Source organism: Shewanella sp. 0m-6 (assembly GCF_052977325.1).
The window spans coordinates 52,718-73,690 of sequence record NZ_JBRIMD010000023.1 but is presented as its reverse complement, the minus strand read 5'-3'; the positions used below and the strand labels follow the sequence as shown (position 1 = coordinate 73,690).

The following is a 20,973-nucleotide window of genomic DNA, read 5'->3' as shown; positions in this document are numbered from 1 at the left end:
TTCGAACCCTCGATGGGAGTTAAAGCCCATACTCCCTTAGCAGGGGAGCGCCTTCGGCCACTCGGCCACCTCTCCGTTTCTTGGCGCACATATTACTGTCTGCCGAAAATAAGTCAAACCCTTTTTAAGAAAGCATTCCCGTTTGAGCTGTTTTTAAGCACCTTGCTTGTATAACAGTCTAACTTCCCCTTCAAATTGGATTTTTTAACTGTTTATGGAAACTTATAGACTCGAAAATTTGAAAAGTCAGCTATCAACTGACGACTAGAATTCTTCAATTGATCTCATTAAGATCAAAAGTTACCCACATCGATTAGTATTAGCATATTCAAGAGACATAAAATAAAAAAGCCAGTTATTAACTGGCTTCTAGAATTCTTAAATTGATCTGGATTAGATCAAAAGTTACCGCCTTCTGATGGCGTACCTGATTTTTCAGACTGAATGCGCTGGTAAATCTCTTCACGATGCACAGAGACTTCTTTAGGTGCATTTACACCAATTCTTACTTGGTTACCTTTAACGCCTAATACAGTGACAGTTACTTCATCACCAATCATCAGTGTTTCACCAACACGACGAGTCAATATCAGCATTATTTTGCTCCTTTAGTTCCTAATTCTGCTTTATACGGCATAATTCCGTTATAACTGTATTATAAGGTTAGCTTAGTACAAAATAACAGTATTCTATGAGAAAAGCGTCAAATAATTACACCTTTTTCAGTAAAATATCACAGTTAAGTGTTTGAAACCTTTTTAACCAGATTGAGAATAACTTTTACCCAATAAATATCATTATCAGGTGTTAACATTAAACTAGCATGAATTAGAAGATTACCCAAATCTAAGGCTACAATATACAAACTTAGGCTAAACAACTCTCTAATTCAGTTTTAAAATAAGGGCTATTCATCTTAAATTCCCTGCCCATAAACATCAGTAAAAATCACTATCAACCGGATATATACTCGCAGGAAAAAACCGTTTTAATAAATCAGAATAAGTTTATTAATTCCATAAAAAAACGTCCATAACGGACGTTTTTATTTAAGGTTAGCTATCGCTTTAGCCTATTTAAGACAGTTTAGCGGTTATCCAAGGGATAACTTGCTCTAACGCGCCGTCAAGGTTCTCTGGCTGGCTACCGCCAGCTTGAGCCATGTCAGGACGTCCGCCACCTTTACCACCAACTTGAACAGCGATAGAAGCGACTAATTCACCCGCTTTGACTTTGCCAGTCAAATCTTTAGTCACACCAACAATCAAGTTAACCTTATCTTCGCCTGCGATAGCAAGAACCACAATACCAGATTGTAGCTTTTGCTTAAGCTCATCTTGCAAGCCGCGTAGTGCGCCTGCATCGATACCTTCAAGCTTCTTAACTAACACCTTAACGCCATTTACATCAACAGCTTCGCCAGCAAGATCGGCACTTGTCGCTGCAGCCAGCTTATCTTTCAACTGAGATAGCTCCTTTTCAAGCTGCTTAGTTTTATCAAGCTGCGCCTTAAGCTTAGTCACCACTGAAGCACTGTCACCCTTTAATAGTGCAGCAGCTTCTTCTAGGTCTGCTTGTTGCTTAGCAACATAGGCCATTGCAGCAGCACCGGTTACAGCCTCGATACGACGCACGCCTGCAGCAATACCACCTTCAGAGGTGATCTTGAATAAACCTATATCTCCTGTACGGCCAACGTGAGTACCACCACATAGCTCAATAGAGAAGTCACCCATGGTCACAACACGTACTTCAGAATCATATTTCTCACCAAACAGTGCCATTGCACCTTTTTCTTTGGCAGATTCGATATCCATGACTTCAGCAGTCAATTCGTGGTTACGACGAATTTGTGTATTAACAAGCTCTTCAACCTCTTTCAGCTCATGCGCTTTAACACCTTCAAAGTGAGAGAAGTCAAAACGTAAGCGGTCTGGATCGACCAAAGAACCTTTTTGAGTCACGTGAGTACCAAGTACTTGACGTAGCGCTGCGTGTAAAAGGTGGGTAACTGAGTGATTTAGCTCTGTTCTATGACGTAGCTTCTTATCAACATTAGCGGTTAATGCCTGACCGGTTTTAAGCTCGCCAGTGATAACACGCCCGATATGTCCAATTGCTTGACCATACTTTTGTGTGTCAGTAACAGTGAACTCAACTCCCTCTGCAATCAATATACCTTTATCGCCACTTTGACCGCCCGACTCACCATAAAATGGTGTGTTGTCGAGTACAATAACCGCTTCATCACCCGCCGCAATAGCGTCTGTTGCTTCACCTGATGTGAAGATAGCCGTTACTGTCGCTTGGTTATTAAGCTCGGTATAACCAGTGAAACGACTTTGTTCGTCAATTTTTAAACCTTCGTTATAGTCGGTATCAAACTGACCCGCAGCCTGTGCGCGACTGCGCTGCTCCGCCATTGCCACTTCAAAGCCAGCTTCATCGACAGTGATTTCACGCTCACGACAAACATCAGCAGTTAAATCGACAGGGAAGCCATAGGTGTCATAAAGCTTAAATGCTGTTTCGCCATCTAAAACATCAGTTGTTAATGCTGATAGCGCGGCATCCAAAATACCTAGCCCACGCTCTAATGTACGAGCAAACTGCTCCTCTTCAGCTTTAAGCGACTTCTCAACAATAGCTTGAGTCTCTTGCAAGCCTTTCGCTGCATCGCCCATCACTTCGATGAGTGTTGGCACTAACTTATAAAAGAAGCTTTCAGTTGCACCTAGCTTATTACCGTGACGGACTGCACGACGAATAATACGACGCAGTACATAGCCGCGGCCTTCATTTGACGGCATAACGCCATCCGCAATCAAGAAGGCACATGAACGAATATGGTCAGCAATCACACGTAGCGATTTGTTTTCAAGATCTGTTACACCAAGAATAGCGGCCGCTTTCTTGATTAACGCTTGGAAAATATCAATCTCATAGTTTGAATGTACACCCTGCATAATGGCAGCGATACGCTCAATACCCATACCAGTATCAACAGATGGCTTAGGCAGTGGCTTCATCTCACCGTCAGCTTGACGATTGTACTGCATAAATACGATGTTCCAGATCTCAATAAAGCGATCGCCATCTTCTTCAGGTGTACCAGGGCGTCCACCCCAGATATGATCGCCATGATCATAGAAGATTTCAGAACAAGGTCCACAAGGACCTGTGTCGCCCATTTGCCAGAAGTTATCTGATGCGTAAGCTGCACCTTTATTGTCGCCGATGCGGATAATGTTTTCTGCTGCAACGCCAATTTTCTTATTCCAGATTTCAAACGCTTCATCATCTGTTTCATAAATAGTGACGCAAAGACGCTCTTTTGGCAGCTTTAATTCTTCAGTAAGGAAAGTCCATGCAAAGTTAATCGCTTCTTCTTTGAAGTAATCACCAAAGCTAAAGTTACCTAACATTTCAAAGAAAGTATGGTGACGAGCTGTATAGCCAACGTTATCTAAATCGTTGTGCTTACCACCCGCGCGTACACAGCGCTGTGAAGAAGTTGCACGAGAGTAACTACGCTTATCAGCACCCAAAAACACATCTTTAAACTGGTTCATACCCGCATTAGTAAATAGTAGGGTTGGATCGTTCACAGGAACGAGCGAACTACTATCAACGACCTGGTGACCATTTGTGCGGAAATATTCCAAAAAAGCACTTCGCAGTGCTGCAGTGGTTTGATACATGAAACCGTCCTGAATTAGGTTGTGCAAATAGCTCCAAAAGAGCTGAGTGATAAATTTTTATGGATAGCATTATAAGCAGAGTCATGGCTAACAACCAGCCCTGTTGATACAAAACTGTGTAGTGGCTAAGAAATTAGCGCCCTGAAGCTTGAATGAGTCAATATAAGAAGATAACGGAATCTGCTAAATACTTGCTAGCGCATCAAATGTAGCCGTTTGTAGTTCGTCATAAACACAGTTGCGCAATGGGGAATATCATGACGCAATGAGTTTGTCGCTATCGAAGAGTTTTTAGTTGCAGAAAATAGAAATCTTGGATTAGTAATCTAGTCGAGCTCTCTTACGAGAATGGTCGCGGCGCACAGAGTTATTCATCGTGGAATAAAACTCATAGCGCAACCGGGAAATGCATAGCTGAAAGGCTCAGCTATGCATTTAGAGTGGGCTTAAAATACTTCGCCAGTCTCTAAGTCAACGTTGTCACCGGCTGTATCGGCAGCCTCAGCAGTAACCTTCTCACCTTTGCCTAACAGCATAGCGCGTAGCGTCGTTTCGATTTCATCTGACACTGCAGGATTTTCGATTAAGTACTTACCTGCGTTTGCACGGCCTTGACCAATCTTATTGCCTTTATAGGCATACCAGGCACCTGACTTTTCAATTAGCTTATGCATAACACCTAAGTCAACGAGCTCGCCAGTTTTGTTAATGCCTTGGCCATAAAGGATCTGAAATTCAGCTTGTTTAAATGGCGCAGCAATCTTGTTCTTAACCACTTTTACACGGGTCTCGTTTCCGATCACTTCTTCTCTATCTTTAATCGCACCAGTACGGCGAATATCTAGACGAACTGAAGCGTAGAACTTAAGTGCGTTACCACCCGTTGTCGTCTCTGGATTACCAAACATAACACCAATTTTCATACGAATTTGGTTAATGAAGATTAGCAAAGTGTTTGACTGCTTAAGGTTACCAGCAAGCTTACGCATCGCTTGGCTCATCATACGCGCCGCAAGGCCCATGTGAGAGTCACCAATTTCACCTTCGATTTCAGCTTTTGGTGTCAATGCTGCTACCGAGTCAACGACGATAACATCTACAGCACCACTGCGTGTTAATGCGTCACAAATTTCTAGTGCTTGCTCACCGGTATCAGGCTGAGAACAAAGTAGGTTATCGATATCAACACCTAGCTTTTTAGCATAAATAGGGTCTAGAGCATGCTCTGCATCGATAAAGGCACAGGTTTTTCCCTGCTTCTGAGCTGCTGCAATCACTTCTAGGGTCAGTGTTGTTTTACCTGATGACTCTGGACCGTAGATTTCAACGATACGACCCATAGGCAATCCGCCTGCACCTAAAGCAACATCCAAAGATAATGAGCCAGTAGAAATCGTTTCTACGTCCATTGAACGGTCTTCACCTAGCTTCATGATTGAGCCTTTACCAAACTGCTTCTCAATCTGACCTAAAACGGCGTTCAGTGCTTTCTCTTTATTTGGATCTATCTTCATTCTGATATCCTCTGGATCACAGTGCTACACGGTATTGGCACTGAATTTTCATTTGGTGACGACTCATTTTAGCCTTGGCTAGAGCCTCAATATGAAACTAGTATACTGTACAATCATACAGTATCAAGTGCTGTGTAAAAATATTTTACAAAAAGTTTAAAATCAATCATTTAGGAGCATCTAGCATTTTTGCACCGTAATTTATTGCTGAAACACTGTAAGAATTCCGCCTAATCTAGACAAAATATTGTTAAGATTAGCGCCAATATTGTTTCAGGCGCTTTTAGCCGCCACAGTAAATCACAGGCAAAACAAATCGATGACCGCTATTGATCCGCAAAGCTTAGAAAAACATACCCCAATGATGCGTCAATATTTGACGTTAAAAGCCCAACATCCAGACATGTTGCTCTTTTATCGTATGGGCGATTTCTATGAGCTCTTTTATGAGGATGCCAAACGAGCCTCTGAGCTACTAGGGATCTCATTAACCGCACGAGGTAAAAGTGGTGGAGACCCGATTCCGATGGCAGGTCTGCCCTATCATGCGGTTGAAGGTTATCTGGCCAAGCTAGTGCAACTTCGTGTTTCGGTAGCGATTTGCGAACAAATTGGCGATCCTGCGACCTCTAAGGGACCGGTTGAACGTAAAGTAGTACGTATCGTTACCCCTGGAACCTTAACCGATGAAGCCCTACTGCAAGAAAGACAAGACAACTTACTTGCAGCGCTTTACCAGGGTAAAACCGGTTACGGCTATGCAACTTTAGATGTTGCTTCAGGTCGTTTTGTCATTACTGAACTTGCCAATACTGAAGCGCTTGAAGCCGAGTTACAACGGACCAACCCCGCTGAATTACTCTATAGCGAAGACTTCTCTGAAATGAGTCTAATCGCTGCAATGAATGGCACTCGACGCCGACCAGAATGGGAGTTCGACTACGACACTTGCCATCGATTACTGCTCAATCAGTTCGGCACTAAAGATTTAAAAGGCTTTGGCATCGAAGACGCGAGACTGTCACTCCAAGCTGCAGGCTGCTTAATGCAGTACGTCAAAGATACTCAACGTACCGCACTACCACATATCAACTCGATTGTGCGTTTTAATCAATCTGACAGCATAGTGCTAGATGCTGCAACGCGTCGTAACTTAGAGCTAACGGTGAACTTGCAAGGTGGGCGAGAAAACACCCTCGCCTCCGTGCTCGATAACACTGTTACGCCTATGGGCAGTCGTATGCTGCAGCGCTGGTTACATCAGCCACTTCGTGACCATGATATTATTCGTGCAAGACAGGCCTCGATTGAAGAGTTGCTGGGTAATGGTCACTATGAAGTGCTATCGGAAGATTTAAAAGCCCTTGGTGATATTGAGCGAATTACTGCACGTATTGCCCTACGCAATGCCCGTCCACGAGACTTTGCTCGCTTACGTCAAGCGCTCGCATTACTACCCCAGTTGCAACAAACGTTAACTCAAGCTACTGCTGCACACCTTAAATATCTATCGCAAGTGATTGGTGAGTTCCCCGATGAACTTGAGCTACTATCACGCGCCGTAGTCGATAATCCTCCGATGCTTATTCGTGATGGTGGTGTGATCCGTGAAGGATACAACGAAGAGCTCGATCAATGGCGTAAACTCAGTGAAGGCGCAACCGATTACCTTCATGAGCTTGAAGCTAGAGAAAAACACCAGACAGGAATTTCTACGTTAAAGGTCGGCTACAATCGCGTTCATGGCTACTATATCGAAGTCAGTCGCCGTGAGTCTGACTTGGTACCACTAAGCTACCAACGTAGACAAACACTCAAGAACACTGAACGCTATATTATCCCTGAGCTTAAAGAGCACGAAGAAAAGGTATTATCTAGCCAAGGTAAAGCGTTAGCGCTTGAAAAGCAGCTTTGGGAACAACTGTTTGATCTTATCTTGCCTAAATTACATGAGTTACAAGATTTTGCTAGAGCCTCTGCTGAATTAGACGTGCTATGTAATTTTGCCGAGCGTGCAGAGAGCCTGAACTATCACTGCCCAGAGCTATCAACTATTTCAGGGATCCAAATAGAAGCGGGTCGCCATCCAGTGGTAGAGCAAGTCAGCCAAAGCCCATTTATTGCCAATCCTGTGACTTTAAACAATCAACGCAAGATGTTAATTGTGACAGGTCCAAACATGGGCGGTAAATCTACCTATATGCGCCAAGTCGCATTGATTACCCTAATGGCACATATTGGCTGTTATGTTCCAGCAGAGCATGCCGTTATTGGTCCTGTAGATCGAATATTCACCCGAATCGGTGCATCTGATGATTTAGCCTCTGGCCGTTCAACTTTCATGGTCGAGATGACTGAAACTGCCAACATCTTACATAACGCGACCCCTAACAGCTTAGTGTTGATGGATGAAATTGGCCGTGGAACTTCAACTTACGATGGTCTTTCACTTGCTTGGTCTGCTGCAGAGTATTTGGCTACACACTTACAAGCAATGACGCTATTTGCCACCCATTACTTTGAGTTAACTCAACTGCCAGAGCAATTATCTAATGTGGAGAATGTGCATTTAGATGCCGTCGAGCATGGCGATAACATTGTATTTATGCATGCTGTTCAAGAAGGTGCAGCGAGCCGCAGTTATGGCCTACAGGTAGCTGCGCTTGCAGGTGTGCCTAATTGTGTGATTAGCGCCGCAAAGCATAAGTTGCATCAGTTAGAAAGCCGCGATCATGATAATCAATCCAATAATGCTCAGCAGCCTTTACAGCAAAGCATGAGCTTTTCAGCACCGGCGCCATCTCCCGCTTTGGAAGCATTAGCCAAGCTAAACCCGGATGAATTAACGCCAAGACAAGCATTAGATTATCTATACAACCTTAAGAAGTTGGCACTTTAATTGTTTGAAGTGCTCAGTCGCCATATTGCTTCAATATGGCTAAATTAAAGTGCACTGAATTAAAGTGCGCTGAGCTAAAGTGCGCTAAACGCCAAACATGAGATACTAAAAAAGCGCAGTTGATAATCAGCTGCGCTTTTATTTATACCCTTACTTTTTATACTCTAGATTACATTCTAGATTACACTCTGAAGATTGCTTCTACAGAAAGGCCTTGCGCCCCCAGTAAGTCCTTCAAGCGCTTAAGCGCCTCGACCTGAATTTGACGTACTCTTTCACGAGTCAAACCAATCTCTTTGCCTACATTTTCTAGAGTTGACGGCTCATAACCTAACAAACCGAATCGGCGCGCTAGCACTTCTCGTTGCTTAGTATTGAGTTCATCTAACCACTTAACAACGGACTTAGACATATCTTCATCCTGAACCTTATAATCTGGCCCTACGTTGTCATCATCAGCAAGTACATCTAATAAGGCTTTATCACTTTCGCCACCTAGCGGTGTATCGACAGAAGTAATTCTTTCATTGAGCTTGAGCATACGGCTAACATCTGCACTCGGTAAATCGAGTTGGTCAGCGATCTCTTCTGCTGTCGGTTCGTGATCCAGCTTATGTGCGAGCTCTCTGGCTGTACGCAAATAAACATTAAGCTCTTTGACAACATGAATAGGTAAGCGAATAGTACGAGTCTGATTCATGATTGCTCGTTCAATCGTCTGTCTAATCCACCATGTTGCATAGGTTGAGAATCTGAAACCACGCTCGGGGTCAAATTTTTCTACGGCACGGATCAAGCCCAAATTACCTTCTTCGATAAGATCTAGCAGCGCTAAGCCACGATTATTGTATCGACGAGCAATTTTTACGACTAGCCTGAGGTTACTTTCAATCATACGATTGCGAGATTTCTCACAGCCTTTTAAGGACTTTCGTGAAAAATAGACTTCTTCCTCAGCACTGAGGAGGGGGGAAAAACCAATTTCGCCTAGATACAATTGAGTCGCATCTAGATTTTTTTGTAGATCATCTTGTACTTGCTGCTCAAGTTCAGCTTCTTTGATCTCTTGTTTAGTATCTTTATTCGTTAACTGATCTGCAGATTGACTTTTAGCGTTATCTGCTACAACGGCATTACTTACTCTGCCCATAATATCTCTCCCGAATTTCTAAATAAATTACTGCACGTTACTATCCTCCGATCCGCCAAATTGGCAACCTAACAAACATTAACTATTGTTTAGGCAAAAATTTTAAAGGGTTTACTGACTTACCATGGTAGCGGATCTCAAAATGTAGCATGACCCGATTAGTACCAGTATTACCCATTGTCGCTACAGTCTGTCCAATCGTGACAGCCTGCTTTTCTTTAACTAAGATCTTATCTGCATGAGCATAAGCACTGAGATAATCATCACTATGTTTGATGATAACCAAATTACCGTACCCTCGAAGTGCACTACCAGCATAAACAACTCTACCGCTTGCAGCTGCTTTAATCGCATCACCTCGATTTCCAGCGATCTTTATTCCTTTATTTCCCTGCTCTTTGGCAGAGAAAGTACCAAACACTTTTCCTTTTACAGGCCATGACCATTTGCTTACTTTGTTTGGAAGCTCGGCTGGCTTGTGGACAACCCTGTTAGCATCTTGTTGACTGCTTGTAACAGAATACGCAGGCTTAGGATTAGGATCAAGCTGTTTTTTTGACCTTTCATTCTGAGGACTTACAGATACAGGTTTAACACTAACCTGTTGACTTGAATCGCCTTTACTCGACTTAACTGGTTTTTTAGGCGCTGAATTAGTTGTTTTTTTAACACTTTGGCTATTTGTAACATATTTTTTAGAGCTTAAGCTCAAAACTTGTCCAGGGTAGATGGTATAAGGCTTTGGTAGACGATTGCTCTTAGCAATATCAACGAAATCTTTATTAGATCCCCATGCGATTGAATATAAAGTATCGCCTTTTTTAACCACATAACGGCTTGCCGTTATCGATCCTTTACTGATCGACGGCGTTGATGGTCCGTTCAAAGACTCCACAGGAGCGGGCCTATCAGCCTGAAAACTACAGCCACATAGCACCAGTGATAGGCAGACACTTAACAAACATACCAACCTCATTATTAACTCATCACCCCAAATCAACCTATTTCACTGTTTAATGCTTATGGAAAAAAACTATGCAAGTTCGCCATTAATAAGTGGCACGAAACGAACATCTTCAACGACTTCAGACGAATATTTATCACCACGACGTGTCACTGTTAATAACTGCTGCGCGGTTTCCCCAACCGGGATCACTAAGATGCCACCGTCAACTAACTGAGAGACCAATGCCTCGGGAATTGAGCTTGCTGCAGCAGTAACCATGATTGCATCATAAAGGCCTTTACTCGGCCATCCTTGCCAACCATCACCATATTTAAAAGCGATATTGTGTAAGTCGAGCCTTTTTAATCTTTGCCTAGCTTGGATCTGTAAGCTCTTGATCCGCTCCACAGTAAACAGCTGCGGTACTAATTTTGCCAAAATGGCAGCTTGATAACCTGAGCCAGTTCCTATCTCTAACACCTTTGTTGGCTTAGTTTGCAAGATGATCTCTGTCATTTTAGCAACAATATAGGGCTGAGAAATCGTTTGCCCTTGCCCTATAGGCAGCGCCGTATTCTCATAAGCTTTGTGACCCAGAGCAGCATCGAGAAATTGCTCTCTCGGGGTGTTTGCCACAGCCAGTAGTACCGCTTCATTACGGATCCCTGCCTCAAACAAACTTCTTGCAAGGTTCAATGCTGATGTTGAGGCGACTGGGTTCATATTTCTGTTATTCCAATAGTCCAAAATGTCATTTATTCGAACAGTGATGATACTGTTATTGGGCAATTCATTAATTTCAGCACGCCCCATGTAAACAAGGTCGTGCACCAATTAATCGTGGATCTGAGTTAGCCAGTTCTCTAAGGCACTCACTTGCTCAAATGCCGTTAAATCAACAGTGAGCGGCGTGATAGACACATAGCCGTTGGCAACGGCATAAAAGTCAGTTCCTTCACTCGCATCTTGCTCATCACCTGGTGGGCCTAACCAAAAAATCTCTCGGCCCGCAGGATCTTGGGTTCTCACCATCCCTTCGGCTCGATGCCGTGCACCAAGGCGGGTTATCTTAATGCCTTTGACTTCATCCAAAGGAAGATCTGGCACATTAATATTCAAGATTTTATCTTGTGCAACTGGGCTCTCTTGCAAAGCTTTAACAATTTTTAACGCATAATGAGCCGCGGTATCATAGTGTTTCAACTCATGACCAACTAATGAGATAGCAATGGCTGGAAAGCCTAAGAAGCGCCCCTCCATTGCTGCCGCAACGGTACCTGAATACAGAGTATCATCACCCATATTCGCCCCCGCATTAATACCAGATACCACCATATCGGGTTCATCTTGATACAGCTCTCTAATTGCTAAGTGCACACAATCAGTCGGCGTGCCACTCACCGAAATAAAACCATTATCTAAGGTATTCAGTCGTAGTGGATTGGTCAAGGTTAACGAGTTACTCGCACCAGAGCAGTTTCTATCAGGTCCAACCGTCAATGTTTCTGCTATTTGGTTCAATGCTTCGGTTAACGCAGCAATACCTTCAGCATTCACACCATCGTCATTGCTGATCAAAATCTTCATTGCTCAGCCTCAGCGCTTCTTTGTTCGGCGAGCATCTGTTGACGCGCGACTTCTTGAACATCTTGATACTGAAACAGCTCACGCAGTATCGAGGTTGCATAAGAGCCTGATGGTAATGCAAATTTAAGGGTAATGGTATCTTCATCTACTTGATATTGCAGATGTTGTGGCTCAAGTAACAAAGCACGTCTCTCTTGGCTAAGACCTGCATGCTCTAAACCGTCTTTATCAATTGCGAGTGACTCAAGAGCGTCTGCCTCGCACTGAGCGGCTTCTCCCTGAGCAAGCGGTAAGCCACGCCCCCATAATGGTGCAGAAAGCTGAATATCTTTATTATTTAGGCGCTCTATTAATGTTTCATCCCACAGCTCTGCAACAAAGTAACTTTTGCTGCCAGCAAGCATGACACAATCACCCGCTAAGGGTTTAGTGCCGTGCAGCGCTAAACGACCTGAACCAGCAACATTAAACACGTTTGAGCGTACTGCAGACAGATACATACTACGCTTGTTACGGTCTTTAACTTTACGGCCTGTAAACATCTGGCGACCAAACACTAAATTTTTACCATCATGCCCAAAACGTTGCTCACCAAAATAGTTCGGTACGCCTTGTTCCCTAACTAAGTCAATACGTCTAATCACATCATTAATATCGCTAACATTACGTAAAATTAGGGTAAAGCGATTGCCTGCTAGTGCGCCAATCCGTAGCTTTTTGCTGTGTCTTGCAGCGCTAAGTACTGTAACTTGCTCACAATTTAGCTGCTGCCAGTCTGGCGTTTCTTTGCCAGGAATACGCACCCCAAACCATTGTTCTGTCACTGCATGCTTATCTTTTTGACCTGCATATGTCACCTCTTTTGGGTGTACATGCGCAAAGATCGATAGCCTCTTGACTATTTCAAGAGTATTGAGTCCGTCTTTACGGATGTGGAGCAAATGATGCTCACCCTCGCCTGTCGGTGCGAAAGGCAAAATCTCTTGCACTTGAAAGTCACTATTATGGGTACGCAGATCGGCAGTGGAAGTTGGCTTGCCGTATAAATAATGTAATTCGCTCATATCGCTAAATGATCTCACTAAAGTATCTGACTATCTTTAAAATCTATTGTTACTACTGCTTGCTAAGCTAGCAAGCCTACACAATTAACTAGGCTTTTATCATCAGCACAACGGCTTCAACTACTATGCCTTCTTTTCTGCCAGTAAAGCCAAGCTTTTCCGTTGTTGTCGCCTTAACATTGATATCATTAATATCTGCTGCAAGATCTTCAGATAACAACGCTCGAATAGCTTCTATATGAGGAGCCATTTTCGGCGCCTGAGCAATAATCGTGACATCTAAGTTAGATAGGCTAAAGCCCATATCGGTCGCCAACGTATAGCAATGCCTTAACAGGACACGGCTGTCAGCGCCTTTGAACTCGGGGTCGGTATCTGGGAAATGCTTGCCAATGTCGCCTAGCGCCATCGCTCCAAGAATCGCATCAGAGATTGCATGCAGGACGACATCACCATCAGAATGTGCAATTAAGCCCACATCGTAAGGTACTTCGACACCGCCTAGAATAAGTGGTGGCTCGCCACCAAACTTGTGTACATCAAACCCGTGACCAATTCTAATTTTCATAGGTGTTCCTATTTATCTATCTAATGGATGCTACGGCTGCTTGTTATAGTGTATTTTTGAGAAACAGCGCTGCAAGTTGCAAATCATCTGGGTGCGTCACTTTAATGTTATCGGCACGTCCTGAGACGATCCCCGGCATAATTCCAGCCCACTCCATAGCAGAGGCCTCATCAGTGATCAGTGCACCAGCAGCTAATGCATCGCTCAAGTGATGCATCAAACTTGAAACAGGAAAGTATTGCGGCGTTAATGCATGCCATAGTCTTTCTCGGCAGACTGTTTCACTAATTAAGCCATTAGCATCGCTACGTTTCATCGTATCACGCACTGGCGCCGCTAAAATGGCACCCTGCGGGAACGTACTAGCAGACTCAATTAACTTATCTATATCATGATGGGTCAAACACGGACGCGCAGCATCATGCACTAATGCCCAAGCATCTAGACTCGCAACCTTTAACGCAGCTAATACCGAGTCTGCCCGCTCTTGGCCGCCATTAACACATTGCAATTTTGGGTGTTTAGCTTGCTCCAAACTGGCAAAGATGGCGTCTGCCGGATTCAACGCGACAATCACTTTCTCAATGTTTGGATGTGATAATAGACAATCTAAGGTATGGCTCAAGATGCTCTGCTGGTTTAGCTGAAGGTACTGCTTTGGGATCTCTGCCCCCATACGACTACCAATACCGGCAGCTGGGACAATTGCAATAATTTGCTTAGGTGTTTGGCTCATGATTGAGCTCCATATATTAACGACATCTTTCTCTCATCGACCTAGGACTTTACTAAATACACAAACAATCAACGCTGGTTAATCATTTGGTTTATTGCCGCGTTCGCCTCCGACAACACGGAAGAAGGTTTCTCCCTCTTTAACCATGCCTAACTCATTGCGAGCACGCTCTTCTAACGCCTCAGTGCCACTACGAAGATCATTAATCTCTTCTCTTAAGACTTGGTTACGTGCAACTAATTGCGCATTACTTTGCTGCTGAAGCTTAATTTGCTCCTGCAAATGAAAAGACTCAGCAAGGCTCTTCTCCCCAAACCAAAGGCGATATTCAAGCATGGCAAGCAAAGCGATTAATACAATAAGAAGGCGTTTCATGATTAACAATAGAAATTGAGAATATTACACAGATAGTACAACAAAAAAGGCCACCGAGTGGTGGCCTTTTTAAAGTTTATAGCGATTTATGCTTGACCTTTGATCTCTTTAAGACCGTTATAAGGAGCTTTTTCGCCTAACTGCTCTTCGATACGAAGTAGCTGATTGTACTTAGCAACACGATCACTACGGCATAGTGAACCCGTCTTGATTTGACCTGCAGAAGTCGCTACAGCAAGATCGGCAATCGTTGCATCTTCAGTTTCACCACTACGGTGAGAGATCACCACAGTGTAACCCGCTTCTTTCGCCATTCGAATTGCCGCAAGAGTCTCAGTTAGTGAACCGATTTGGTTAAACTTAATCAAGATTGAGTTAGCAATATTATTGTCGATACCGCGCTTTAAGATTTTAGTGTTTGTAACGAAAAGATCGTCACCAACAAGCTGGATCTTATCACCCATGATTTGAGTCTGGTATGCCCAACCATCCCAATCTGACTCATCTAAGCCATCTTCGATTGAAGCAATTGGGTACTGCTCGGTTAGCGACTTAAGGAAGTCAGAGAAACCGTTTGCAGAGAATACTTTTCCTTCACCAGATAGGTCATATTGACCATCTTTATAAAACTCAGATGCAGCGCAATCTAGTGCTAGTGTAACGTCAGTACCTAGCGTGTAACCTGCTTGCTCTACTGCAACCTTGATGATGGCAAGTGCGTCAGCATTTGATGCTAGGTCTGGTGCGAAACCACCTTCATCACCCACTGAAGTGCTTAGGCCTTTAGCCTTAAGCACACTCTTTAGGCTATGGAAGATTTCAGCGCCCATACGTAGTGCTTCACGGAAGCTTTTCGCACCAACAGGTTGAACCATGAACTCTTGGATATCAACGTTGTTATCAGCGTGCTCACCACCGTTTAAGATGTTCATCATAGGAACAGGCATAGAGTACTGGCCAGGGGTGCCGTTTAGATCAGCGATGTGCGCATATAAAGGAACGCCTTTAAATGCTGCAGCCGCTTTAGCAGCAGCCAAAGAAACTGCAAGAATCGCGTTAGCGCCTAGCTTATCTTTGTTTTCTGTGCCATCTACGTCGATCATGATTTGGTCAAGTTCAGCTTGCGCTGTTGCATCTTTGCCCATCAACGCATCACGGATAAGTCCGTTGATGTTTTCAACAGCTTTTAATACACCTTTACCCATGTAACGTGCTTTATCGCCATCACGAAGCTCTAATGCTTCACGGCTACCTGTAGATGCGCCTGATGGTGCAGCAGCCATCCCCATGAATCCGCCTTCTAAATGAACTTCAGCTTCAACAGTTGGGTTACCGCGAGAATCCATGATTTCGCGACCGATAATGTTAATAATCTTAGCCATAATGCCCTCGATTTAAGTTTTAAAGATAAATTTAAAGATAAAAGTAAAACGAAATTCTGTTCATCTAAACTTGCATCGCTAGAAACAAAAAAACCGCCCCCATAGCATGGAAGCGGTTGTGTTTTGTTTAGTCTTCTAAATCACGTTTCTGGTAGGCAGCTGCGGCAGCAACAAACCCTTCAAATAACGGCTGACCATCGCGAGGAGTCGATGTAAACTCTGGGTGGAATTGACCGGCTACGAACCATGGGTGGTTTGGCAACTCAATCATTTCAACCAGTGAGCGGTCTGATGAAAGACCACTAAAGATCAAGCCTGCTTTTTCAAGGCGCTCTTTATAATTGTTATTCACTTCGTAACGGTGACGATGACGCTCTACACAGGTTGTCGATTTATAAGCCTTTGCAGCTTTAGTGCCTTCTTCAAGGTGACATAGCTGAGCACCTAGACGCATAGTACCGCCTAAATCAGACTCTTCATGACGCTCTTCAACTTGGCCATCTTCATTGATCCACTCAGTGATCAAACCAACAACTGGATGCGGCGTATTTGGTGCAAACTCAGTTGAGTGTGCGCCTTCAAGACCCGCTACATGGCGTGCGAATTCAATCAACGCAACCTGCATACCTAAACAGATACCAAAATATGGAAGGTTATTTTCACGAGCGTACTGAGCCGCCATAATCTTACCTTCAACACCGCGCTCACCGAATCCGCCAGGAACCAAGATACCGTCTAAGCCTTGTAGGACTTCATCACCCTTAGCTTCTACGTTTTGTGAATCAATATACTTGATGTTCACTGATACGCGATTAAATAGACCCGCATGCTTTAAGGCTTCGTTAACTGACTTATATGCATCAGGTAGTTCAATATACTTACCTACCATACCAATCGTCACTTCACCTACAGGGTTAGCTTCTTGGTAAACAACCTGTTCCCACTCAGACAAATCGGCTTCTTTACAATCGATGCCGAAACGCTTGGTCACAAGTTGGTCTAGACCTTGTGCTTTTAGTAGTGCAGGGATCTTATAGATACTGTCTACGTCTTTTAGTGAGATAACTGCACGTTCTTCAACGTTACAGAATAGAGAAATCTTAGCTTTCTCGTTTGCAGGAATAGCGCGATCACCACGACAAACCAACACATCTGGAGCGATACCGATAGAACGTAGCTCTTTTACAGAGTGCTGTGTTGGCTTAGTCTTAACTTCGCCCGCAGCGCCTAAGAAAGGAACAAGCGTCAAATGCATAAATAGGGTTCTATCACGGCCAAGCTCAACGCCTAGCTGACGGATAGACTCTAGGAATGGTAATGATTCAATATCACCTACCGTGCCACCAATCTCAACAATCGCCACATCATGACCTTCGCCACCAGCAAGGACTTTTTCCTTGATAGCGTTAGTAATGTGTGGAATAACCTGAATGGTTGCACCTAAATAGTCACCACGACGTTCTTTACGAAGTACTTCTTCATAAATACGACCCGTAGTAAAGTTGTTACGACGGTTCATCTTGGTACGGATGAAACGCTCATAGTGACCTAAATCTAGATCAGTTTCAGCGCCGTCTTCTGTCACAAACACTTCACCGTGTTGTGTTGGACTCATGGTACCTGGATCTACGTTAATGTATGGATCCAGCTTCATAATGGTTACGTTTAGGCCGCGAGCCTCTAATATTGCAGCCAAAGAAGCTGCTGCAATGCCTTTACCTAGTGATGAAACCACGCCACCAGTAACGAAGATATACCTTGTAGTCATGCTGAACCTGAGAAAATGAGTTGGAAATATGTGCTTGTAAGAAAGCACTAGGACGGGGCAATATTATACCAAAGCAACAGTGATTCGACAAACTAGAATTAACTTAAAAGCTAAGTTATTTATTTCTCTCATCCAGTTTTACTTTATCCCAGTAGCCATCTAGCTCCGTTAATGAGTGTTCATTCATGCTGCGACCGTCCGCTTGCGCATAGGCTTCAACACCTCTAAATCGTCTTTCAAACTTATGATTTGCTTGCCTTAATGCCTTTTCAGGCTCAACCCCTAAGTGCCGGGCAAGGTTCACAACGGCAAACAATAAGTCACCCATTTCGTCTTGCACTTTTTGAGCATCGATTTTTTCTTGCTCAACTTCAAAAAGCACTTCATCGATCTCTTCATGGATTTTTGCAACCACCGGCGGTAACTCTGCCCAGTCAAAACCCACTCGGGCAACACGCTTTTGAATTTTCATTGAGCGTGATAATGCAGGCAAACTCAGTGGAATATCATCGAGTACAGAATAGAGTGCACGTTCGCTGCGCTCTAAAGCTTTTAACTGTTCCCAGTTTTGCTTGATCTCATCAGTACTTATTGTTGCTAATCCTTCAAACACATGGGGGTGACGGCGAGTCAATTTATCGCATATCCGCTCAACCACGGTATTGAAATCAAAAAGCCCCTGCTCTTTTCCCAACTGGCAGTAAAATACCACCTGAAAGAGTAGATCACCTAACTCGTCAGGCAACTCATCAAGCGCCATACGCTCAATGGTATCGGCGACTTCATAAGCCTCTTCGATAGTAAAAGGGACGATAGTTTGAAAACTCTGCGCCTTATCCCAAGGGCAACCCAAATCAGGATCACGCAGCTTGTGCATAATATTGAGTAGGGGGCGAGTATCACCAACAAAGTTTGTCATTTTACTTTCCTATTAACCTGTTCTTATATCGCCTGGTGTTTATTGCCCATAAGACTGCATACCTTGGCCAGTATTGATGTTAAGAGTAAACCATAAAAAACGGCAACTATTGAGTTGCCGTTAAGTTTGTCGTTATAGCAATTAAACTCTTCTGGCCTGCATTACGCCATCGACCTGATTTATTTTCGCGAGTACTTTAGACAAACCATCTAAGTTATATAACTCAAGCTCCAGTTCAATAGTCGCTGTTTGAGTTTTCACATCAGATGTTGAGCTCAACGCCATTACGTGAGTCTTTTCTGCCGCCAGCACAGAGGTTAAATCTCTGAGCAAACCAGAGCGATCATTGGCTACAATGCTCAAGCGGATTTTATAACCGCCTGAATAGTTTTCGCCCCACACCACTTCAACTGAACGCTCAGGTGATGCGCGAACCAGTTCTTTAACTTGATCGCAATCCGCTCTATGGACCGAAATGCCACGGCCTTTTGTGATAAAGCCAAAGATCTCATCACCTGGTACCGGCTGACAACACTTAGCAATATGGCTCATCAGGTTGCCGACACCATTCACTTCGACTTGGCCTTTGCCTTTTTTAATCGACTTGCTTTGACTCTTTTTAACTAAGTCTTCAACCGCGGCTTCATCACTTAAATCTTTAGTGCGTAAACGGCTTTGAACATGATTAACAACCTGATTAAGGCGCACATCGCCGCCGCCAATACCCGCCAGTAAATCATCCATGCTCACTAAATTGAAGCGTTCAACTGCAGACTGAGCATCTTTGATGAGTAAGTGGATCTTAGCCAGCTCAGCTTCAAGCATTTCGCGACCAGCAACAATATTTTTATCTCTATCTTGCTGTTTAAACCAGTGCAGAATTTTCGATCGTGCACGCGAGGTTCTGATATACCCCAAGTTAGGGTTAAGCCAATCCCGCTTAGGATTTGGGTGCTTAGAGGTTATAATCTCTATACGCTGGCCCGTTTCCACTTGATAAGTAAACTGTACAATACGGCCGTCAACTTTAGCGCCAATACACTTATGCCCAACATGGGAGTGAATATAATAGGCAAAATCTAGCACCGTTGAACCTAACGGCAAGTCAACCACTTCGCCACTTGGGGTAAACACATAAACACGGTCTTCAAATACCTGGCTACGCACTTCATCAACTAAGTTACCGCTTTCAGCCACATCTTCTTGCCATTGCAAGATCTTACGTAGCCAGTTGATCTTCTCTTCATAACCGCTTTGCTTTCCGCTTGCGCTACCTTCTTTATATTTCCAATGCGCCGCAACGCCAAGCTCAGCATCTTCATGCATCTGCTCGGTGCGGATTTGGATCTCAACCGTTTTATCTTCTGGCCCGACAACAACCGTATGAATAGACTGATAACCGTTTGGTTTAGGGTTAGCGACGTAATCATCAAATTCTCGTGGAATATGATGCCAAAGCGTATGCACCACACCTAAGGCGCCATAACAGTCTTGCAAGCGGTCCGTGACGATTCGCACCGCACGTACGTCAAACAGCTCATCAAACTTAAGCTGCTTGCCTTTCATCTTTTTCCAAATGCTATAAATATGCTTTGGCCTACCATACACTTTTGCACGAATATGGTCTTTATCTAAACGGGCTTGCAGCTGACTAACAAAGTCATCGATAAAGGTTTCTCTATCGAGGCGCTTGCCATCTAGTTGCTTAGCAATATCTTTATATGTCTGCGGATGCAGGTAGCGAAATGAAATATCTTCTAGTTCCCACTTAAGCTGACCAATACCGAGTCGGTTAGCCAGTGGGGCATAGATATCGGCAATTTCACGCGCGATAAGCACCTTAACCTCTTCGTCGGCATTCTTTATTTCTCGCAATAGGCAAATACGCTCGGCAAGTTTAATCACTACCGCGCGCACATCTTCCACCATCGCTAACAACATCTTGCGAATATTGTCGATTTGCGGCTCGCCATTACGGGTTTGATTATCTATCTTTAACGCGCCAATGGCATTCATGGTCTCAACGCTAGAAACCAGTATCGCGAGTTTAGCGCCGAACTGCTCTTCAATATCTTCTTGAGTGATAAGCCCTGCATCAAATACCACAAACAAAATGGCAGCCTGTAGGGTTTCAATATCCATATTCAATGGCGCGAGGATTTCTATCATCTCACGCGCGCGATTTAATACGGTAACGCTCGCCTCTTTCTTTTGTCCCACGAGCAGTTCGACCCGTTCAATTAAGGCCAAAAGAGTTTGAGCTTCCGAAGCATCACTTATATAACGTTGCACCCACTCTTCGAGTTGAAAATCAGGGGCGCTAAAATGTGCTTCACGAACAGATACCATCGTATTTAATTCCTT

At 43.9% G+C, this 20,973-nt stretch carries 16 protein-coding genes; 1 reads left to right on the top strand and 15 read right to left on the bottom strand.

Annotation, left to right across the window (positions count from 1 at the left end):
• Positions 1-398 precede the first annotated feature (398 nt).
• From csrA to recA, 3 genes are all read right to left on the bottom strand, one after another.
• Positions 399-596: a carbon storage regulator CsrA gene (csrA, locus tag ACVBJC_RS15975; protein ID WP_006082602.1), complete on the bottom strand. Its 198-nt coding sequence runs from the start codon at positions 594-596 to the stop codon at positions 399-401.
• A gap of 480 nt (positions 597-1,076) precedes the next feature.
• Complete coding sequence (alaS, locus tag ACVBJC_RS15970) at positions 1,077-3,701, bottom strand: alanine--tRNA ligase (RefSeq protein WP_447161859.1); 2,625 nt, start codon at positions 3,699-3,701, stop codon at positions 1,077-1,079.
• Between the two features lie 446 nt (positions 3,702-4,147).
• A complete protein-coding gene (gene recA, locus ACVBJC_RS15965; protein WP_447161860.1) occupies positions 4,148-5,215 on the bottom strand; it encodes a recombinase RecA in 1,068 nt (355 codons plus the stop codon).
• Positions 5,216-5,534: 319 nt separating this feature from the next.
• Between recA and mutS the strand changes: the two genes are divergently transcribed.
• Positions 5,535-8,114: a DNA mismatch repair protein MutS gene (mutS, locus tag ACVBJC_RS15960; protein ID WP_447161861.1), complete on the top strand. Its 2,580-nt coding sequence runs from the start codon at positions 5,535-5,537 to the stop codon at positions 8,112-8,114.
• A gap of 181 nt (positions 8,115-8,295) precedes the next feature.
• Here the strand turns inward: mutS and rpoS are convergent, their stop codons facing one another.
• The 12 genes from rpoS to relA all read right to left on the bottom strand — a co-directional run bounded on the left by rpoS (position 8,296) and on the right by relA (position 20,958).
• Positions 8,296-9,264 (bottom strand): RNA polymerase sigma factor RpoS, encoded by a 969-nt coding sequence (gene rpoS, locus ACVBJC_RS15955; RefSeq protein WP_447161862.1) that lies wholly within the window; start codon positions 9,262-9,264, stop codon positions 8,296-8,298.
• An 82-nt stretch (positions 9,265-9,346) separates the two neighbouring features.
• The gene (locus ACVBJC_RS15950; protein ID WP_447161904.1) at positions 9,347-10,240 is read right to left on the bottom strand and encodes a peptidoglycan DD-metalloendopeptidase family protein; all 894 of its coding nucleotides are present in this window, start codon (positions 10,238-10,240) and stop codon (positions 9,347-9,349) included.
• 57 nt (positions 10,241-10,297) lie between these two features.
• Positions 10,298-10,933, bottom strand: a complete 636-nt coding sequence (locus tag ACVBJC_RS15945) for a protein-L-isoaspartate(D-aspartate) O-methyltransferase (protein WP_447161863.1) — start codon at positions 10,931-10,933, stop codon at positions 10,298-10,300.
• A 111-nt stretch (positions 10,934-11,044) separates the two neighbouring features.
• Positions 11,045-11,797: a 5'/3'-nucleotidase SurE gene (surE, locus tag ACVBJC_RS15940; RefSeq protein ID WP_447161864.1), complete on the bottom strand. Its 753-nt coding sequence runs from the start codon at positions 11,795-11,797 to the stop codon at positions 11,045-11,047.
• Positions 11,794-12,861, bottom strand: a complete 1,068-nt coding sequence (gene truD / locus ACVBJC_RS15935) for a tRNA pseudouridine(13) synthase TruD (RefSeq protein ID WP_447161865.1) — start codon at positions 12,859-12,861, stop codon at positions 11,794-11,796. The genes surE and truD overlap by 4 nt, the downstream gene beginning before the upstream one ends.
• An 88-nt stretch (positions 12,862-12,949) precedes the next feature.
• Positions 12,950-13,429, bottom strand: coding sequence for a 2-C-methyl-D-erythritol 2,4-cyclodiphosphate synthase (ispF, locus tag ACVBJC_RS15930; protein ID WP_447161866.1), 480 nt, complete (start codon positions 13,427-13,429; stop codon positions 12,950-12,952).
• Positions 13,430-13,472: 43 nt separating this feature from the next.
• Complete coding sequence (gene ispD, locus ACVBJC_RS15925) at positions 13,473-14,165, bottom strand: 2-C-methyl-D-erythritol 4-phosphate cytidylyltransferase (RefSeq protein WP_447161867.1); 693 nt, start codon at positions 14,163-14,165, stop codon at positions 13,473-13,475.
• Between the two features lie 78 nt (positions 14,166-14,243).
• Positions 14,244-14,540 carry a cell division protein FtsB gene (gene ftsB / locus ACVBJC_RS15920; RefSeq protein WP_447161868.1) on the bottom strand — a complete coding sequence of 99 codons (297 nt, stop codon included), beginning with the start codon at positions 14,538-14,540 and terminating at the stop codon, positions 14,244-14,246.
• Positions 14,541-14,626: 86 nt separating this feature from the next.
• Positions 14,627-15,922 carry a phosphopyruvate hydratase gene (gene eno / locus ACVBJC_RS15915; protein ID WP_447161869.1) on the bottom strand — a complete coding sequence of 432 codons (1,296 nt, stop codon included), beginning with the start codon at positions 15,920-15,922 and terminating at the stop codon, positions 14,627-14,629.
• Positions 15,923-16,049: 127 nt separating this feature from the next.
• Positions 16,050-17,690 carry a CTP synthase gene (locus ACVBJC_RS15910; RefSeq protein WP_447161870.1) on the bottom strand — a complete coding sequence of 547 codons (1,641 nt, stop codon included), beginning with the start codon at positions 17,688-17,690 and terminating at the stop codon, positions 16,050-16,052.
• A gap of 115 nt (positions 17,691-17,805) precedes the next feature.
• Positions 17,806-18,609: a nucleoside triphosphate pyrophosphohydrolase gene (mazG, locus tag ACVBJC_RS15905; RefSeq protein WP_447161871.1), complete on the bottom strand. Its 804-nt coding sequence runs from the start codon at positions 18,607-18,609 to the stop codon at positions 17,806-17,808.
• A 141-nt stretch (positions 18,610-18,750) separates the two neighbouring features.
• Positions 18,751-20,958 (bottom strand): GTP diphosphokinase, encoded by a 2,208-nt coding sequence (gene relA / locus ACVBJC_RS15900; protein WP_447161872.1) that lies wholly within the window; start codon positions 20,956-20,958, stop codon positions 18,751-18,753.
• Between the last annotated feature and the right edge of the window lie 15 nt (positions 20,959-20,973).

Excerpts from the sequence above, each read along its gene's own strand:
- mutS (WP_447161861.1), top strand. The coding sequence starts at position 5,535 with ATGACCGCTATTGATCCGCAAAGCTTAGAAAAACATACCCCAATGATG.
- truD (WP_447161865.1), bottom strand. The coding sequence starts at position 12,861 with ATGAGCGAATTACATTATTTATACGGCAAGCCAACTTCCACTGCCGAT.
- ftsB (WP_447161868.1), bottom strand. The coding sequence starts at position 14,540 with ATGAAACGCCTTCTTATTGTATTAATCGCTTTGCTTGCCATGCTTGAA.
- alaS (WP_447161859.1), bottom strand. The coding sequence starts at position 3,701 with ATGTATCAAACCACTGCAGCACTGCGAAGTGCTTTTTTGGAATATTTC.
- surE (WP_447161864.1), bottom strand. The coding sequence starts at position 11,797 with ATGAAGATTTTGATCAGCAATGACGATGGTGTGAATGCTGAAGGTATT.
- csrA (WP_006082602.1), bottom strand. The coding sequence starts at position 596 with ATGCTGATATTGACTCGTCGTGTTGGTGAAACACTGATGATTGGTGAT.
- relA (WP_447161872.1), bottom strand. The coding sequence starts at position 20,958 with ATGGTATCTGTTCGTGAAGCACATTTTAGCGCCCCTGATTTTCAACTC.
- rpoS (WP_447161862.1), bottom strand. The coding sequence starts at position 9,264 with ATGGGCAGAGTAAGTAATGCCGTTGTAGCAGATAACGCTAAAAGTCAA.
- ispF (WP_447161866.1), bottom strand. The coding sequence starts at position 13,429 with ATGAAAATTAGAATTGGTCACGGGTTTGATGTACACAAGTTTGGTGGC.
- ACVBJC_RS15945 (WP_447161863.1), bottom strand. The coding sequence starts at position 10,933 with ATGAACCCAGTCGCCTCAACATCAGCATTGAACCTTGCAAGAAGTTTG.
- ACVBJC_RS15950 (WP_447161904.1), bottom strand. The coding sequence starts at position 10,240 with ATGAGGTTGGTATGTTTGTTAAGTGTCTGCCTATCACTGGTGCTATGT.
- eno (WP_447161869.1), bottom strand. The coding sequence starts at position 15,922 with ATGGCTAAGATTATTAACATTATCGGTCGCGAAATCATGGATTCTCGC.
- ACVBJC_RS15910 (WP_447161870.1), bottom strand. The coding sequence starts at position 17,690 with ATGACTACAAGGTATATCTTCGTTACTGGTGGCGTGGTTTCATCACTA.
- recA (WP_447161860.1), bottom strand. The coding sequence starts at position 5,215 with ATGAAGATAGATCCAAATAAAGAGAAAGCACTGAACGCCGTTTTAGGT.
- ispD (WP_447161867.1), bottom strand. The coding sequence starts at position 14,165 with ATGAGCCAAACACCTAAGCAAATTATTGCAATTGTCCCAGCTGCCGGT.
- mazG (WP_447161871.1), bottom strand. The coding sequence starts at position 18,609 with ATGACAAACTTTGTTGGTGATACTCGCCCCCTACTCAATATTATGCAC.